This is a genomic window from Pseudoalteromonas sp. AS84 (genome assembly GCF_038900255.1).
GTDB lineage: Bacteria > Pseudomonadota > Gammaproteobacteria > Enterobacterales > Alteromonadaceae > Pseudoalteromonas.
The window spans coordinates 133860-151142 of record NZ_JBBMQY010000007.1; the positions used below are offsets into that span (position 1 = coordinate 133860).

Here is a 17283-nt window from a genome sequence, read left to right on the forward strand (position 1 = left end):
TAAGATAAGGAATTGCGGCCAAATTTTAACAGCGTTGTTGGCATGAGTAAATAATATTTCGCAAATATTTATGATAAAGTAGCCCTATAAATAGATTTAGGTTGTTTTTTATGTTTTCACCGTCCTCAAAAGCAGTTTACACCGTGTCACGCCTTAATAGAGAAATTCGCACGCTTCTTGAACAAGGGTTTGCATCGCTTATATTAACCGGCGAAATTTCGAACTTTATTACACCAGCATCTGGGCATTGGTATTTTTCGTTAAAAGACGATAAAGCACAAATTAAAGCCGCTATGTGGCGCGGCAACAATCGCAACCAAAGCTACCGCCCTGCCAATGGCGCACAAGTTACAGTAAAAGCGCGTGTATCGCTTTATGAACCTCGCGGTGATTACCAGCTTATTGTTGAGCATATGGAACCCGCAGGCGAAGGTCAGCTAAAGCAAGAATTTGATGCGCTTAAAATGCGCTTAGCCGCCGAGGGATTATTTAGCTCAGTTCACAAACAACCATTACCGCAAAATATTAATCGTATTGGTGTTATTACCTCAGCAACCGGCGCTGCTATAAAAGATATTTTAACGGTACTCAAACGCCGAGCGCCGCAGCTAGAGGTCATCATTTACCCTGCTATGGTACAAGGCAAAGAAGCGCACCTGCATTTAATTAACCAAATTGACTTAGCCAACACACGTGACGAAGTAGACGTACTTATTTTAGGACGCGGCGGTGGTTCACTTGAAGATTTATGGTGTTTTAATCACGAACAGCTCGCCCGCGCTATTTTCAAAAGTGAATTACCGATAGTAAGTGCGGTAGGCCATGAAATAGATACAACTATTAGCGATTACGTTGCTGATGTTCGTGCAGCGACCCCATCAGCCGCTGCAGAGCTTGTAAGCCCAAATACACAAGAGTTACATAACAAGGTAACGCAATTAGTTAATCGTTTATCCAACGCGTTTAAGCACGATATTGCTGAAAAACGCGCACTTGCAACGCAGCTACAACATCGCCTTAACTTATGCCATCCGCGTAATCAGCTTAATCAAAAATCACAACGTTTGGATGAGCTAAGCATTGCGCTGCAACAAGCTATGCGTAATCGTTTATACCAGCAAGAACGCACACTCAATAACTTAACGCCGCGTTTAATGCGCCAATCGCCTGATAAAAAACTCGCTACAGCAAGCCATCAACTTTCGCAATTACAAGCTAGGCTAAACCAAGCTATACAGCATCAATTACAGCAAGCTAATAATAGCTTGGCATTGCAAGCAAGTAGGTTAGATTCGGTAAGTCCGCTTAATGTTTTAGCGCGCGGTTATAGCATCACTAAAACACAGCAAGGGAAAGTAGTTAAATCTGTGGATAAAATTAAAACAGGCGATGTTTTAATTACAGAGCTCGTTGATGGCTCTATAGAATCACAGGTTACTTAAAGCTCGGTACTTAGCAACAATTTAAGCTCGCTATCGCTAGATGTAGAGGTAGTGCTTTTAAATTGCTGCCAAAATTCCTGCTTCATCAACTTGTCGTTTAGCTCTCGCCATTGAGCACTGCCAAATGTATCGTTATCAGCGGGCGCGGCTAGTTCAAATTCACATACCGTTGTTTTACATTTTGCGCTAACAATATCAGGCATAATTGCCAAATCAGCTGTTAATAAAAAATCTTGTAATGCCATTTCAGTACGATAAGCCCATTCTTCGTCACGCGTTTGCTTTTCAAATTTATCACGTAAGACCTTCTCAAAATCTGAAGGACCTCTCATTTGCTTTAAAACGCTTTTAAGCGTCGCTTTCTGTTCGGCGAGTTGCTGCTTAAGCTGAGTGACTTGCTCTTCTAAAGGTAGCTCATCAAGCATTTGGGGTTCTAAATCGGTTGGAGACGTGTCTTCAGCGGGCTCTCTATTAGCGACTTGCTCAGGTACTACAGAGTCTGCATTACTCAATACCTCATTACTTTGTTGTTCAGTATGAAGCTTTTGCTGTTTTTCATAGCTTGGCTGCGACTTAACAGATTCTGGATGACTTGAAGCTGCATTAAAGTAGCTCCAAGTTAAACCTACACCCGCAATAAACCCAATCCCTAGAGCCAATAAACTATTCTTGTTCATGTTAATTCCTTTTAAGTTTTATTATTTTTAATTACTTATAGCATTGCACTCGTGTGCGATTCGTTTTCAGGCTCAGGATTTGCTAAAAAGTTTTGGTTCATACTTTGCGCCGGACACTCACAATCCGGTCGACCAATAATTTTAGCGGGTACGCCAACAGCGGTTGTGTGTGGTGGTACATTGCTAAGTACAACGGAGCCCGCACCAATTCGTGCGCCCTCACCCACTTCAATATTACCCAGTACTTTAGCACCCGCGCCAATTAATACGCCCGCCCTAATTTTAGGATGACGATCGCCCTGCTCATTGCCTGTGCCGCCAAGCGTTACAGATTGCAAAATTGATACGTTATCTTCAATTACCGCGGTTTCACCAATAACAATACCGGTTGCGTGGTCAAACATAATGCCTTTACCCACTTTACATGCTGGGTGAATATCAACCCCAAACACTTCAGAGTTACGGCTTTGAATAAAGCGCGCTAGCTCTTTGCGGTTTTGTTGCCACAAACAATTAGCCAAACGGTGCGCCTGAATAGCATGAAAACCTTTTAGATTTAATATAACCGTAAGATAGGTTTCTGATGCAGGATCGCGGTCTTTTACCGCTTTAATGTCCTCAGCAACAAATGAGAGCATACGGTCACATTTTACAAATGCTTGGTCGAACAGCTCTCGGATAGTGAATGCAGATACAACCGCATCAGCCAACTTATTAGCAACAATAAAGCTCAATGCCGAACCTAAACAATCATGATTCAAAACACATGAATAAACATGACTTGCTAATAATGGTTCACGTTTTACTACATCGTTAGCTTCATCGCGAAGCTGTTGCCAAATTGCATGACGCATAATACTGCACTGCCTTAAGTTGATATAAAATAGCCTTTTCCCAAGTCTAACGGATTTAGCCACTAAGGTGTTAATCCCTTAGTTATTTGTTCTGGTTATTAGATATAACTAGGGCGTGTTGATCTTTGGTGATTGGATTTGCAGCAGTACATTTGGTTTTTAGGCAAGGCAGAGCCTATGTAGCGTGGTTACTCCCCATAAATAGGCGATAACGCAGCATAAAGACCAAACATGCGCTGCCCTTTGGGTTCTTTCTAGGGACGATTAACTCTTTGTTGCTCGGTTTTTACTTATTCTTATATGGATGTAAGCCAGTAGAATAACGCAGGAGCAGTTATCGAGCCCACTAGGTTACAAACCTCGCGCCGCGATTAAATCGACCTTAGATTGAACAAATTTCAATCCACAGAGTTCAACACGCCCTAGCACCCAGAAATGATATTTTAAATACATACCCACTTTTTAGATTAAGTTATACGACAGTTGCTAAAATTTCCAATACATACTTAAAATATAATAAATTAATAAAAATCAAAAGCTAACAACATATGACAGCTCACCTGTCATATGCCAAAATACATACTGGCGTATAGCTGACGGCGTAAATAACAAAAACAAACGCTAAATTAGCATCATCAACTCAACAAGGATAACGATGATGAAAAACGATATATTAAATACAAGAAAATTAGGTTACAAATTTTACTTTCAAGATGGCGATAATCAAATAGCGTGTTTTGGTAGCTACTTTACAGGGAAAGAAGAAGTATACGTAAATGATGAACTTATAAGTAATAAGCGTAACCAAAGGATTCACAGTGGCCATCAATTTAATATTGGTGACAATGATTTTAAAGTAATGTTTGAAATGCGTAATATTTTAACTGGCAAGTTAGAGTGCTCACTTTATAAAAATGGCCAATTTATAAAAAGTTATGAACAATCATCATTATTAAATAACCCAAAAACTTCATTAAAAGTGCTTTTTGGCTGCTTTTTTGGAGGCCTAGTTGGTGGCTACTTGCTAATTATAATTTTAGAATTCTTGATTGGGAAGCTTTAAAATGCAACTTAATCCTAAAACAATAAAAGAACTTAGGCAGCAATTTAATTGGACGCAACAGCAACTTGCCGATGCCTGTGATGTAAGCTTGAGAACAATCCAACGGGTAGAAAAAGAAGGCGCGGCATCAAAAGAAACCACAATGGCTTTATGCGCGGTTTTAGAAGTACGCCAGGGTAAATTAATTAAGCTTGATGAAGATACAACACCTCTCGGTGGTGCAACAACTTTAAACAAGCACACTATAACCACGGTGTTAGCATTGTCATCAGTAGTCAGCTTCATATTAGGCATGATAACTGTTTTTTTTATTATGAAATAAAGAGCTACAGCAATATCAAAATATAAGTCGAAAGAGCTACGTGGCCACATCACTTTAGTTGTAATAATAAGTGCAATGATACTTTTTGGGTTAGGTGTAAAAATTGGTTCAATACTATATCCAACACCATAAAAAATGCCCCAATATATGGGGCATTTTAATTATCTTAACTTATATAACTATTTAAACCTTCATTGAAAGACTTTATCGACTTTCATCACTTCAATATTTTTTGCAGGAATGGCTAATTTGTAATCAGCAATTACTTTATCCTCAGCAACCAGCTCAGCAGGTTTATTAGTGTTGTAAACCATTGGTGATGTTTGCTCAGACGCTAAACGTTTTTGCATATCAGCACCGTCTGCGGTTATAAACACATATTGAACATTGTCTGTTTGTAAGTTTTCTTTAATAACGCGGTTTACATCAGCAACGCTTAGCGTTTTAAGTTTATTAGTAACGTAACTTACAAAGCTATCTGTGTTGTAAAATTCGCTATCAAGTGCGTAACCTAATTGGCGATTTTGACTTGCGACCATTTGCGGCACAAAGTTAATTAAAAAGTTACGCGTAGCTTCAAAGTCATCTTCGCTCATACCATTTTTAATTAGCTTATCTAGCTCAAACAAGGCTGTACGTGTTGCAAAGTGCGCATCGTTATTAGAGCGAAGTGGGCGTAACCACACTTGAAAAATTTGCTCAGAGCGCCCTAGGTTTGCATCAGGCTTGGTTTGAAACATACCACGTGGAAAATATTCAATGTATGCGTAATCGCCGTAGTTCATGCCGCGAGTTTCACGAATGCGCTCATATAAAAAGCTGTTAGAACTACGGTGCTCACCAAAGTACGAACGCACAAGCCACAGGGCTGTCCAGTCTTCGCTACTTCTTATTGTATCAATAGGAAAACCAAACGATACCGCTGTCGATTGTGCCGATTTTTCTACAATCGTTGCATGATGACCTTTAAACACTGGCGCATCAGGAATACTTAAACGGCTTTGCTCACCTTTTGGTAGCGTTGCAAAATCGCTCATCATTTTAGCTTTAAGTTTTACAGGCACAGCCCCAATTAAGCCAACCGTGAGTTTTGATTGCGTAAGCTCGCTGTTATAAAACGCTTTAACATCATCCAGCGTCAACGCTTCTAAATCCGAAATATCACCGTAGTTGTAGCTTTCGTAAGGGTGATTTTTGTAAAGCGCACTGTAGAGCACTTCTTTGCCTAGCTCTTCATCGTTAGATGCTTTTAAGCCTGATTTAATACCGTCGATCATTTCTTTTTTAAGGCGCTTAAAATCGTCATCTCTAAAACCTGGATTTAGTAATTGTTCGCTCACAAGTGCATACCACTGCGGTGCATTATCTTTATGAATACGTCCTTGAAACGACAGCATTTCTTTATCTATTTGATAGCCAAAGCTACCCGCAAGCGGATAAAGTGCTTTTTGAATATCTTTATAGCTTGTCGCCTCTGAGCCACCTTGTGCAAGCATAGCTGCAGTTAACGCAGCAACACCTTTTTTGCCTTGCGGGTCGGCAGCCGCACCGGTATTGAATAAAAAGTTAACATCAATTAATGGCGAGCTATTGGTTTTATCAAGTACTTTAAATACAGGTGCCGCAGGTGCTTGTTCAAGCTTTGCAGTAAGCGCATTTAAATCAACTTCTTGCTCAAAACCAGGGGCTTTATCAAGTGCCGACATCGTTAATGTGGTACGTGCGTTATCAGTAAAGTATTTATTAGCAACGGCTTTAATATCTGCACTGGTAATGTTATCTGATGATTTATAAAGCTGGTTTATAACCTCAGGATCGCGCTCAAAATGCATGTAGCTGGCAAGAGTTGATGCAATCGCTTGCGACGAATCTAAGCCGTTAATAAAGCTGTATTTAAGGTTCGATTTTAAATCATTTAGCTTTTGCTCATCAACAAGCTCAGTGCGTGCTTTTGCATAAGTGCGGTTAATTGCATCGCGTGCAGTGGCTAAATCGTCTGCGTTTTCTACCTTAACAAATACGTGTAATAAACCCGGATCTTTAGTCTCTGGGTTATAGGTAAACATTTGGCTGGCAATTTGTTTGTCGACCACTAGCTCTTGATATAGATCTGAATTATTTGAAAAATAAAGCTGTGAAATTAAATCAAGTGCCGCTCTGTCCTTTTTAGCAGGCTCCCACGCAGCGCCTTTGTACGATACAAGTAACCAATGCCCTGGTAGTGCTTCATCTTGCTGGTGCAAATATTTTGGTGCTTGTTGAACAGGCTCTGCTGTAATGTCAGCAACATAGTTACCCTTTTTCCAGCTACCCCAATGCTTTTTAACCATTGCCATTGTTGCTTGTGGGTCTACATCGCCCACGATGACAAGTGAAACATACTCAGGCTTATAAAACTTAGCAAAAAACTCTTTCCCGTACGCCATTTGATCAGGCATGGCTTCTATGTCTTTAAAAAAGCCCATAGTGGTGTGTTTATACGTGTGCTTATCAAACGCTTCTTCGCGTACAGCACTTAATAATTTACGAATTGGGCTCGCGTTGTTTTTTAAGTACTCACCTTTTACCGTTTGTGCTTCGGTTCTAAATTGCTCTTCGGTGTAGGTTAAATTTTGAAAAATATCAGCTTCAAGCTCAAGTACTTTATCAAGATGCTGCTTTGAAAAGTTTAAATGGTAATTTGTGTAATCGTTTGTTGTATACGCGCGGTTATCAACACCTGAATTTTTTAATATGTCTGAATATACGTCTTCAGGGTATTTTTGTGAGCCTTTAAACATCATGTGTTCAAAAAAGTGGGCAAAGCCTGTTTTGCCCTCTTCAACTTCGTTACGCGACCCTACCGATACCGGAATTTGCAGCGACACTACATCAGGGTAATCGGTTTTAACAACCATGACACGTAAGCCGTTTTCTAGCTCTTCAATTAAATAATCTTGCGAAAAAACACGGTCATCAGCTTTATTTACTTGTTCTTGTTGTGCTGTTGTTTGCGTGCTTTGGTTTTGTTGCATGGCGCAACCCGTTAACGCCAGCGATACCGCTAAGCTGGCTGCTAATAATTTAAATTTCATTGTTGTCCCTTTTTAAATTGAGCAAATTTGTTGTTAGATTTAACACTAACTCACCCTCGATTATGCCCCAAAGCCAATAAATATAAGAGTCCCAAGGGAATTTATTATGTAAACAACTGTGTCAATTATAAATAATGGGAACAAGCACTATGAATAAACATCATGTTAGTTGAAAAACTTTCATTAAATAAATCTATCTAGACGTCTAAATGGCTGCTATATTAAATCTATCGAAACGCACTTGGCTGGAATGAGGATTATGGCTTTATCATTAAAAGAGAAAATAGAGGACACCAACCAAGGTGTTTATCTTATTGGTACTACCCCGCCTAAAATAGGCACCGATAAAGCGCAATTAAAAACTATTGCAGAAAAGCTATTAGGTCGCTTACACGAAATTGAATACGACGGCGTAATAATTTACGACATTCAAGACGAAAGCAGCCGAACTAATCAAGCGCGCCCGTTTGCGTTTAAACAAACCGTTGATCCGCGTGAATACAGCCATTTACTCCGTGATTTATCTGCACAAGATGTAATTACTTACAAAAGTGTGGCGCAGCGTGGCGTAGGCGAGTTTAAAGATTGGCTAAGTGAAACTAAAAACGACTACGATTTACAAAATGTAGTTTTAGTAGGTAGCCCGTCATCGGTAGGCGATATAAAGCTAAGTCTGCCAGATGCGTATAAAGCAATGGCTGAGCAATCAGATGATTTCTTTTTAGGTGGCGTTACAATTGCCGAGCGCCATTCAAGTAAACGAAATGAGCACGAACGATTAATAGAAAAAACAGCACAAGGTTGTCAGTTTTTTATATCGCAAGCTGTTTACGACGCACAAGCGACTATAGAGCTAATTACTAGCTACGCACGTACATGTAAAGCACAGGGTATTACACCTCAACGTATTATATTAACGTTTACCCCGTGCGGCGGCGAAAAAACCTTAGAGTTTATGCAATGGTTGGGTATCTCAGTGCCAGAGGCTACAAAATGGCGCATGCTTGATGCAGACAATACTCTAAGCGAATCAGTTCGTATTTGCCGCGAGAACCTCGACTTAATACTTAAAAGCTGTGCACATTTAGACGTGCCGCTGGGCTTAAATATTGAAAGCTTAACAAACCGTAAAGAAGAAATTGATGCATCAATAAACTTATACCGTTTATTAAAAGCCATTATGGAATTGAACCTTGCGGAAAAGCTAATTGCTTAGAGCTTGAGCCTAAACTAATTCACACCCTTCTTGGCAAGCCTAGTGGCTTGCTTTTTTATGTCCGTTCTTTGAAAAATGAATTAATAAATACAAGTAAAGATTTGCAGCTTAAGCTATTTATTAAAGCTATTTTTGGTTATTACTCTCAAGCTTTTTTAAAGCAAACCCCATTGAGGAGCACATAACACCAAAAATAACTCCCTCATTAGATATAAATCTAATGTTAGGGAACGTTTCAAATCAGCTTATTATTGCTAATGAAAAAATAAAACCTATCGCAGAAAAAACCAACTAAGTTTTGTGGTATTAGTCATGACGAACTTCCTTTTATTATTGTGCTTTTTTAGCTAGCTTATACGCTTGTTTATTTTTATACATTGCGTGGTCCGCATCATTTAATAGCGCTTCAAAGGGCTGCTTTTGTTTATCAGTAAAACTATAACCAATACTGAGTGATAAATCGCACACGTTTACTTTAAGTAAGGCTTTTGAATACTCGGTCGAAATTTTATTCATAATATAGTTAATTTTACTTTTATCGCTTACTTGCATTACTGCAACAAACTCATCGCCACCTAAACGCCCTACTATATCGGCATCTCTTAAATGCGTTTTTAGCGTATCTGCCAATATAATCAATGCTTTGTCACCCACTTCATGTCCGCAAGTGTCGTTTAATTTTTTAAAGTCGTTTATATCAATAAACAAACAACACACGTCAAAACCCAAACGTAGCGCTAAGTTAAGCTTTTGCTGAGCTAGTAAGTTAAGTGCTCGGCGATTATAAATATTAGTTAATGAGTCTAACATGGCTATTTCACGCATTTGCTCATAGCTATAAACAAGGGCTAAGTCGTCTTCAATCAAATCGCGTAGCTGTTCTATGAGTTCAAAGTATTCATCGGTATAGCTTGTTATTTTAGTGTCTTTTAAACATAACGTGCCAAACACTTCGCCTTCAGGCCAATGAATGGGTAAACCTAGGTAGGATTCAACACCGTCTTCAACGACTTCTGACAGGGTATTCCATGTATCGTTATTACTTGCATCATTAACATATAATGTATTGTTAGTTTCAGCTACGTGGCGACAAAACAGAGGAGTTTGAGGAGGGAGTATAGGGTTGGTCTCAAAGTTAGATCCACCCTCGTTACTTCTAATAACAACGCGATAGCCTTTGCTTGTTGCCTGAACTATATAACCAGACGGGGCTGAAAAAAGCCCCGTTATAAGATCAATTGTTTTTTGCCATTTATGCAAAGATATTTGGCCATCAATACCAGAAAATGCCCATTGATCAATTTCAAACATTGCTTTACCTCGGCTGCTTAGTAGCTCCAGTATAGGCAAAAAAGCAAAGTAAAAGCTATTATTTACGACGCCTACTTGGCTCTCTTTTACCAGTGATGCGCTTTTTATCGCGATCTTTTCGCGACTTATTGGTGTTTTTACGATTGTCTTTTGGCTTTTTATTAGGATCTGGCTCGTAACCTTCTAACCACTGCGGCGTTAGACGCGTATCGAGTAATACTTCAATTTCTTCTAGCAGCCATTGCTCATCAAGACTTACCAGCGACATAGCAAGTCCTTGTTCACCTGCACGACCTGTACGACCAATACGGTGTACGTAATCCTCTGCAATGTATGGTAGCTCAAAGTTAATTACGTATCTAAGTGTTGAAATATCTAAACCACGCGCGGCTACATCGGTTGCAACAAGTACACGTGTAATACCTTCTTTAAAGTTTTGCAATGCACGGTCGCGCGCGCCTTGCGATTTGTCGCCATGGATTGATTCGGTTTTTAAACCGTCTTTACACATTTCTTTAGCGAGCTGATCAGCCATTTGTTTTGTGCGAGTAAAAATAAGCACTTGTCGCCAGTTTTTCATGCCAATCATGTGCGATACAAGTTCGCGCTTACGATCCTCATCTACAGCGTAAATAACTTGCTCTACTTCAACTGCGGCTGAGTTACGTTTATCAACTTCAATTAGCTCTGGGTTTTTAAGTAACTTTTTACTGAGTTCAAACACGCTGTCATCAAACGTAGCTGAAAACAGTAAAGTTTGGCGATCGCCTGGGATATGACGCAATATACGTCTAATTTCATCAATAAACCCCATATCAAGCATGCGGTCAGCTTCGTCAAACACTAAAGAGTCTACGCTTGAAAGTACCACACTGCCTTTAACTATATGATCAAGTAAACGCCCAGGTGTTGCCACTATAACTTGGGCTGTTTTAAGTGCTTTTATTTGTGGACCAATACTTACGCCGCCATACGCTAAAGCACCATTGATATTAGTGCCTTGTGCGTACTTTTCAAAGCTGGCAAATACTTGCTGAGCAAGCTCTCGTGTTGGCGTTAAAATTACAACGCGGGCAAGACCTTGCTCATCTTTTTTAGGGGTATTTAAAAGCTTATGTAACAGCGGTAAAACAAAAGCAGCTGTTTTACCCGTACCTGTTTGTGCACTGCCCATTACATCACTTCCGGCTAAAATAGGCGGAATAGTTTTAATCTGAATTGCGGTAGGCTGAGTGTAATTATTTTGCTCAATCGCAGTTAATAATAACGGGTCGAGATTAAGTGATGTGAACGTAGTGGCAGACATAGGCTTAGCTTTAAAATAACAAAGAGCGCTATTGTACGCATATTACTGTACTGCGTAAATTAACCAGTTCAGAAAAGTATTTAATCGTAGTTACTCACTTTCGCTTTAGCGCTAAAACAATAAAAAAGGCGCTAAATAACAGTTGTATTTAGCGCCTTTTATAATTTTCTGTAGCTTTAAGCTGGCTTTAGTGTCGCTTTACGTTCGTTGTAAAACGCTATTAAATCGTCAACTGTTGCTTGGCAGTATTCGCGTATACCCGAAACCACCATGTGCTTTTCACCACTACCCACTTTAACGCCGTTTTCCAACAGGTTAAAACGTAGTGTGATTTTTCCGCGCTTACCGGCATACTCAAAACTAGGCTCTGCAAACTCAAGTTCTGGTTCTGTAATATCAAGATTATCAAGATTGATAAGCATTGATTCGTAAATCACCATCGGACGAGCAGGGTTTATCATTACCTCTTGCTTACCCATTAATGGAATAATTACATGCGGAAAAGTAGTACCAGAAAACTCAACATAATTTTTTATAAGACTATTAGTTAATGCTGGGCATTGGCTGGTTTTACCGCTGCGCTTTACCTTTAAAATTACTTTTTCGCCATTGGTAACATCAAACTCATCAGCTCCCTCAGGAAAATTAAGTTTGGTGTTTTCATCAACCATACCGGCAAAAGTAAATTCCATTTGTTCACTAATACCGTAGCGGTCTAGTACCAATGAAAAAAGTAAGTCTCCTGGCGCGCAAAACTTTTTGGCATCTTTGTCATGAAGTGGATTGTAATCGTCAGCAACGCATTTAGCGAATCGACAACCCTGCTCACGAGAGATAGAAACATAATCAGCATGCTGCTGAAAAAAAGGACTTAACATAGTTTGTTCACTGCTTAAACTGCTTATAACCTATCTATATTACCAGAAAAAAAATACTGAGAGGTCGAATCTGTTAGATTAGTTGCTAAATAAAACAGAGCAATAAAAAACAATGACCTTTTATTTATTAGCGCTATCAATTATATGTGTTTTTCCGTACTGCAAAATATCAATAATGCGACAACCCCTTTGGCACTACTTAATGGCTTTAAGTGTTACAAGTGCGTATTTTCAAGGTTATATAAATTTATATGCACTGCTCAGTACTGGGCTTTACGTTGTTTTATACTACTGTGTGCTAAATACAAAGCGGGTAATAATACGCGCTACTTTAAGTACTGTTTTTATAGTTTCCTCATTGGCATTAGCGCTTCATTGGGTGCCTAGTTTTAGTAACCTCCCTATTGTTATAGACGAGCGTATTACAAGCGATGCGATTACTTTTACCCTTTATGCTAATTTTGATAAAGCTATGGCTGGGTTATTTCTTTGTGCTTACTTTTTTTCAAACCTAGATTCAAATAAAAAGCCTTTAAAAACAGACTCTAATAAAGCGGGCTCATTAAACGTTAAACAACCCATTTTTATAATTATTGCTACTGTTTTAGCTTCGCTCACTGCGGCTTTAATGCTTGGACTTGTAAGCTTTAACCCAAAAGTGCCCAACTTTTGGTTAGCCTTTATTGCTATTAATCTTTTATTTACCTGTGTAGCTGAGGAAGCTTTGTTTAGAGGATTACTACAAACTAAGCTTAGCAAAATAATTACACCGACCCGTTTAGCAATACTTGCCCCTGTAATTACTGCAGGTATTTTTGCTTTGGCACATTTTGCTGGAGGAATTAACTATGTATTGGTTTCATTTATTGCAGGCTTGGGGTATGGCTATGTTTTTTATAAAACGCAGCGCTTAGAGTGGGCTATTTTATGCCATTGGTTGGTTAATGTTTGTCACTTCTTTTTGTTTACTTACCCTATGCTCAGTAAAATCTAAATACATTTACAAATGCTAACAATTTACTCAGCAGTAAACATTGCCAGCATTTGATTTTGTTAGTAATTTACGACTTTAAATAAATTAAAGGATTAATGAATATGCTACGTTTTATAGCAACAATAACTGTGCTCGCCACAATAACTGGTTGTTCAAGCATGACTTATCATACAGATATAGACAACGGCGTTTTATCTCAAGAAATTGGCACCTACGTTAATAAAAGAGATTTACAGCAATTTTATAGCGATCAAGAAGCTCACGAAAGTGGCGCAACACTTTTAGGCCGAATAGAAGCTGAAAGCTGTGATGGCGACGGTAGAGGTAAAAATAATGTAAGCTACAATCGATCTAAATCAAACGCGATTGATTTACTTAAAGCTGATGCCATGCGCAGAGGTGGGAATGCTTTTACTATCAATTCTTGTAGTGAAACCTCTGTATCGTACTGCGACCTATCTGTTTTATGCACCGGACAGGCCTACGATTATTAATAACTTATATATTAAGCGCAAAGCTCAGTAGCACACGCTTTCCAGACTCGATTTTAGATACGCTGTGTTCGTACTTATCGGGTCTGAATAAATACACGCGATTAAATAAATTTATAATGCATTTTGAACATTTAAATACCCCACCCGCTTTAGGTTTTTCTAATACAAAGTTGAGCTTGTAATAGCGCCCTTGCTGCACAGGGTCAATATGGTTCATTACGCTGTGATTAGTTGGGTAAGTAACAAGGTTTATCGAAAATGTATTACTGCTAAAAATAGCTTTGTTTTTAACGGTTGCAATCATACTGCCTCCATATTGTTTATGTGTCTTATTGTATCATTGGGCTGGGTCTTACTTCGTTTTTAAACGAGACTAAAACGCCATGATATATAGCCAAAAAGCCTAATATAAAACTATCTGACACAAAAAAGCCGAGCTTAATAAGCTCGGCTTTTATAAGTGCATTTTAGTAATTATGCACTTGGGTATTCGCGGTACGCACGTTCTATATTTTTAGCCTGCTTTTTAGAAATACCTAAATGAGCAAGCGCTACACGTAAACGGGCGCGTGATAGGTCAGAGCCTAAAATTTCCATTGCATCAAGCACTGACGTACTTGATGTTTTGCCTGTTATGGCGACAAATATTGGTTCTAAAAAGTCTTTAATTTTTAGCTCGTGGAATGTTGCAACTTCTTTTGCGATTGCAAAAATAGCGGGCTTTTCAAAGCTACGCAAGCCTTCAAGCTGCCATACAAAAAATTGTAGCGCTTGGCGAATTACGTTTTCGTCTGCTTTGCCGGCTGTTAATAACGCAGGATCGTAAGTTGGAATTCCGCCTACAAAGTGCCCTGCTAGTTCAACCATATCCGACAGTGTATTAATACGTGTTTTAACTTCTGGTAATATTTTAGCGAGCATTTCGCCGTTAAACTTCCAATCAACAAAGCGCTGAATTAACTGTTCGTCGGTTAGGTTTTCGCGGATCCACATGCCGTTTAACCAGCTTAGTTTATCTACGTCAAATACCGGACCACCAAGCGATACACGCTTCATGTCAAAGTTTTCAATCATTTCATTAAGTGTGAATTTTTCACGCTCATCTGGCATTGACCAACCCATACGGCCTAAATAGTTAAGTACGGCTTCTGGCAGGTAACCCATTTCTTTATAGTAATTAATAGATGTTGGGTTTTTACGCTTAGACAGCTTTGATTTATCTGGGTTACGTAGTAATGGCAAGTGACCAAGTACTGGCGCTTCCCAACCAAAATCTTCATATAGTTTTAATAACTTAGGTGCTGAGTTAATCCACTCTTCACCACGGAAAATATGACTAATTTCCATGTGGTGGTCGTCAACTACGTTCGCTAAAAAGTACGTTGGGAAACCATCCGCTTTTAAAAGCACTTGCATGTCTACGTTTTCCCACGGGATCTCAATTTCATCACGTAGGTAGTCGTTAAACTTAAATGTGCCTTCGCTTGGGATTTTCATACGTATAACGTAAGGTTTGCCTTCAGCTAAGTTTGCTTTAATTTCTTCATCTGTATGGTTTAAACCACGACCGTCATATTTAGGGCGTAGGCCTTCTGCCATTTGCTCTTCACGCATTTGATCAAGCTCTTCGCTTGTTGCAAAGCAGTAAAACGCTTTACCATCGTCAACTAACTGATGCGCGTACTTTTTATATAAATCGCTACGCTCAGATTGACGGTAAGGACCAAATTCGCCACCCACATCAGGACCATGATCCCACTCAAGCCCTAACCAACGTAGGCTATCCATAATCGCAAGTTCAGACTCTGGCGTGCTACGTACTTGGTCTGTATCTTCTATACGAAGTACAAATTCACCGCCTTGTTGTTTAGCAAAACAGTAGTTAAATAAGGCGATATAAGCGGTGCCAAGATGCGGGTCACCAGTTGGCGACGGGGCAACACGGGTGCGAATTGTCATGGTATATTCTCTTTAAATAAGTGAGATAGTAAAAGTGGTTTATGCAGCTACTTTGTTTAAGTAAGCAATAATATCGTTTGATTCATACAGCCATTGTACTTGGCCATTTTGCTCTATACGCAGGCAAGGTACTTTAACTTTGCCACCTTGCTCTAGTAGCTCTTGACGATATTGCTCATTGTCTTTTGCATCACGCGTTTCTATGTTTAAGCCTTCGCGTTTAATGGCGCGACGTACTTTTACACAAAACGGGCATGCTTTAAATTGATACAGTTTAAATTGTGAGGTTTGCTGATCAAGCTGTGCTTGCTCGTCGCTTGCACGCTTTTTACTGCGAGGAGTAAATACAAAATTAAAGAATAAGATTATACAACCTAAAAACCAACGAACTAATTTCATGTTCTGTGCTCTGCTTACAACAATTTAAGGAGCCAGATTTTAGCACAAATTTACAATCAAAAAAGTGTAATACTCCGAGAATTACACTCAAGTAATTTAATTTACTAAAAGTGCTTCTATAGCAATACCATATCATCCCTATGAAGTACTTCTGCGCCACTATCGTAATCGAGTAATTGGCCTATTTGACTAGAGTGCGCACCCTTTATTTTATTTACCTCAACGCTACTAAATCGCGTTAAGCCCCGTGCAATCACTTGATTTTTTGCATCTATTAAATCAATTAAATCACCGCGTTCAAAACGTCCAAATGCATTAGTAACGCCTTTAGCGAGTAAACTTGCGCCTTTATTTTGAAGGGCGCCAATAGCACCTGTATCAATAACAATTTGACCGGTACTTTTAGGCCCGGCTAGTAACCATTTTTTACGGCCATCTTTTGGGGCGGTGAGTTTTAAAAAACGCGTGCCTGGTAACTCGTCACTCATACATTTTAAAATAACGTTTTTACCTGCACCTTTAGCAATAATAACTTCAACGCCTGCGCGCCTTGCAATATCGGCGGCTTGCAGTTTAGTTGCCATACCGCCGGTGCCTAAATTTGTGCCACTGCCACCAGCAAGTTGGCGCAGTTCATCGTTTATATGTGTTACCTCGCCAATGAGGGTGGCATCGGCGTTTGTGCGCGGATCGCTGGTAAATAAGCCTTCTTGATCGGTAAGTAGCAATAATTTATTAGCATTAGCCAAAATAGCGACAAGCGCCGATAAATTATCGTTGTCGCCTACTTTTATTTCACTGGTAGCGACTGCGTCATTTTCGTTAATGATGGGTACAACGTCGTAATTTAATAACGCATTGAGCGTATCGCGTGCATTAAGGTAACGCTCTCTGTCGTCTACATCAGCGCGAGTAAGCAGCATTTGTCCTACATTTATCCCATATAAACCAAACAAGCTCTGCCAAATATGAATGAGTTGACCTTGTCCAATTGCAGCAAGCATTTGTTTATCAATTAAGCTTCTGCCACAGGGTTTTAATAGTTGTTCGCGCCCAGCAGCTACCGCGCCGCTCGAGACTAAAATAACGTGATGTCCCAGCTTTTTAAGCTCGCAGCATTGGCGTACTAATTCAACCATGTGCGCTTTATCTAGTTTATCGGTGCCGCCAGTAAGTACGCTTGTACCAAGCTTTACAACTATTACCTGTTCCCTTTGCATGTGCTTTTTACTAATCATTAATTAAAGATGAATTAATTTATACCAGCTCGGTATTTTTGAACAAGTTAAAAATA

16 protein-coding genes are annotated in these 17283 nt (G+C 39.4%); 6 read left to right on the forward strand and 10 right to left on the reverse strand.

The window, feature by feature from the left end:
• Nucleotides 1–110 precede the first annotated feature (110 nt).
• Nucleotides 111–1442: an exodeoxyribonuclease VII large subunit gene (xseA, locus tag WNY79_RS09600; protein WP_342875741.1), complete on the forward strand. Its 1332-nt coding sequence runs from the start codon at nucleotides 111–113 to the stop codon at nucleotides 1440–1442.
• Here the strand turns inward: xseA and WNY79_RS09605 are convergent.
• Together WNY79_RS09605 and cysE are read right to left on the reverse strand one after the other, a co-directional pair.
• Nucleotides 1439–2119, reverse strand: coding sequence for a hypothetical protein (locus WNY79_RS09605; protein WP_342875742.1), 681 nt, complete (start codon nucleotides 2117–2119; stop codon nucleotides 1439–1441). The genes xseA and WNY79_RS09605 overlap by 4 nt on opposite strands.
• Before the next feature lie 35 nt (nucleotides 2120–2154).
• A complete protein-coding gene (gene cysE / locus WNY79_RS09610; RefSeq protein ID WP_002958786.1) occupies nucleotides 2155–2973 on the reverse strand; it encodes a serine O-acetyltransferase in 819 nt (272 codons plus the stop codon).
• A gap of 658 nt (nucleotides 2974–3631) precedes the next feature.
• Here cysE and WNY79_RS09615 point away from each other — a divergent pair.
• Both WNY79_RS09615 and WNY79_RS09620 read left to right on the forward strand, forming a co-directional pair.
• Nucleotides 3632–4036, forward strand: a complete 405-nt coding sequence (locus WNY79_RS09615) for a hypothetical protein (protein WP_024598635.1) — start codon at nucleotides 3632–3634, stop codon at nucleotides 4034–4036.
• Between the two features lies 1 nt (nucleotide 4037).
• A complete protein-coding gene (locus WNY79_RS09620; RefSeq protein WP_024598636.1) occupies nucleotides 4038–4358 on the forward strand; it encodes a helix-turn-helix transcriptional regulator in 321 nt (106 codons plus the stop codon).
• 191 nt (nucleotides 4359–4549) lie between these two features.
• Here WNY79_RS09620 and WNY79_RS09625 read toward each other — a convergent pair whose 3' ends face one another.
• Entirely contained in the window at nucleotides 4550–7432 is a 2883-nt protein-coding gene (locus WNY79_RS09625; protein ID WP_342875743.1) for a pitrilysin family protein, read from the reverse strand.
• Between the two features lie 259 nt (nucleotides 7433–7691).
• On the opposite strand from WNY79_RS09625, the gene WNY79_RS09630 reads away from it, so the two are divergent.
• On the forward strand, nucleotides 7692–8648 hold the full coding sequence (locus WNY79_RS09630; protein WP_076923616.1) for a methylenetetrahydrofolate reductase: 957 nt from the start codon (nucleotides 7692–7694) through the stop codon (nucleotides 8646–8648).
• Nucleotides 8649–8978: 330 nt separating this feature from the next.
• On the opposite strand, the gene WNY79_RS09635 is transcribed toward WNY79_RS09630, so the two are convergent.
• The 3 genes from WNY79_RS09635 to WNY79_RS09645 form a co-directional block, all read right to left on the reverse strand.
• On the reverse strand, nucleotides 8979–9959 hold the full coding sequence (locus WNY79_RS09635; protein WP_342875744.1) for a sensor domain-containing diguanylate cyclase: 981 nt from the start codon (nucleotides 9957–9959) through the stop codon (nucleotides 8979–8981).
• 58 nt (nucleotides 9960–10017) lie between these two features.
• Nucleotides 10018–11265, reverse strand: a complete 1248-nt coding sequence (locus WNY79_RS09640; RefSeq protein ID WP_170071767.1) for a DEAD/DEAH box helicase — start codon at nucleotides 11263–11265, stop codon at nucleotides 10018–10020.
• Between the two features lie 176 nt (nucleotides 11266–11441).
• Nucleotides 11442–12143 carry a DUF3581 domain-containing protein gene (locus WNY79_RS09645; RefSeq protein ID WP_024598641.1) on the reverse strand — a complete coding sequence of 234 codons (702 nt, stop codon included), beginning with the start codon at nucleotides 12141–12143 and terminating at the stop codon, nucleotides 11442–11444.
• A 202-nt stretch (nucleotides 12144–12345) separates the two neighbouring features.
• On the opposite strand from WNY79_RS09645, the gene WNY79_RS09650 reads away from it, so the two are divergent.
• Together WNY79_RS09650 and WNY79_RS09655 are read left to right on the forward strand one after the other, a co-directional pair.
• Nucleotides 12346–13137 carry a CPBP family intramembrane glutamic endopeptidase gene (locus tag WNY79_RS09650; RefSeq protein ID WP_342875745.1) on the forward strand — a complete coding sequence of 264 codons (792 nt, stop codon included), beginning with the start codon at nucleotides 12346–12348 and terminating at the stop codon, nucleotides 13135–13137.
• Between the two features lie 101 nt (nucleotides 13138–13238).
• Nucleotides 13239–13631, forward strand: a complete 393-nt coding sequence (locus WNY79_RS09655) for a hypothetical protein (RefSeq protein ID WP_170071765.1) — start codon at nucleotides 13239–13241, stop codon at nucleotides 13629–13631.
• Nucleotides 13632–13635: 4 nt separating this feature from the next.
• On the opposite strand, the gene WNY79_RS09660 is transcribed toward WNY79_RS09655, so the two are convergent.
• The 4 genes from WNY79_RS09660 to proB form a co-directional block, all read right to left on the reverse strand.
• Complete coding sequence (locus WNY79_RS09660) at nucleotides 13636–13935, reverse strand: hypothetical protein (RefSeq protein ID WP_021032137.1); 300 nt, start codon at nucleotides 13933–13935, stop codon at nucleotides 13636–13638.
• 170 nt (nucleotides 13936–14105) lie between these two features.
• Nucleotides 14106–15590 (reverse strand): glutamate--tRNA ligase, encoded by a 1485-nt coding sequence (gltX, locus tag WNY79_RS09665; RefSeq protein ID WP_007581594.1) that lies wholly within the window; start codon nucleotides 15588–15590, stop codon nucleotides 14106–14108.
• Between the two features lie 39 nt (nucleotides 15591–15629).
• The gene (locus tag WNY79_RS09670; protein WP_007581591.1) at nucleotides 15630–15989 is read right to left on the reverse strand and encodes a glutaredoxin domain-containing protein; all 360 of its coding nucleotides are present in this window, start codon (nucleotides 15987–15989) and stop codon (nucleotides 15630–15632) included.
• 116 nt (nucleotides 15990–16105) lie between these two features.
• Complete coding sequence (proB, locus tag WNY79_RS09675) at nucleotides 16106–17209, reverse strand: glutamate 5-kinase (RefSeq protein ID WP_076923776.1); 1104 nt, start codon at nucleotides 17207–17209, stop codon at nucleotides 16106–16108.
• Nucleotides 17210–17283 lie beyond the last annotated feature (74 nt).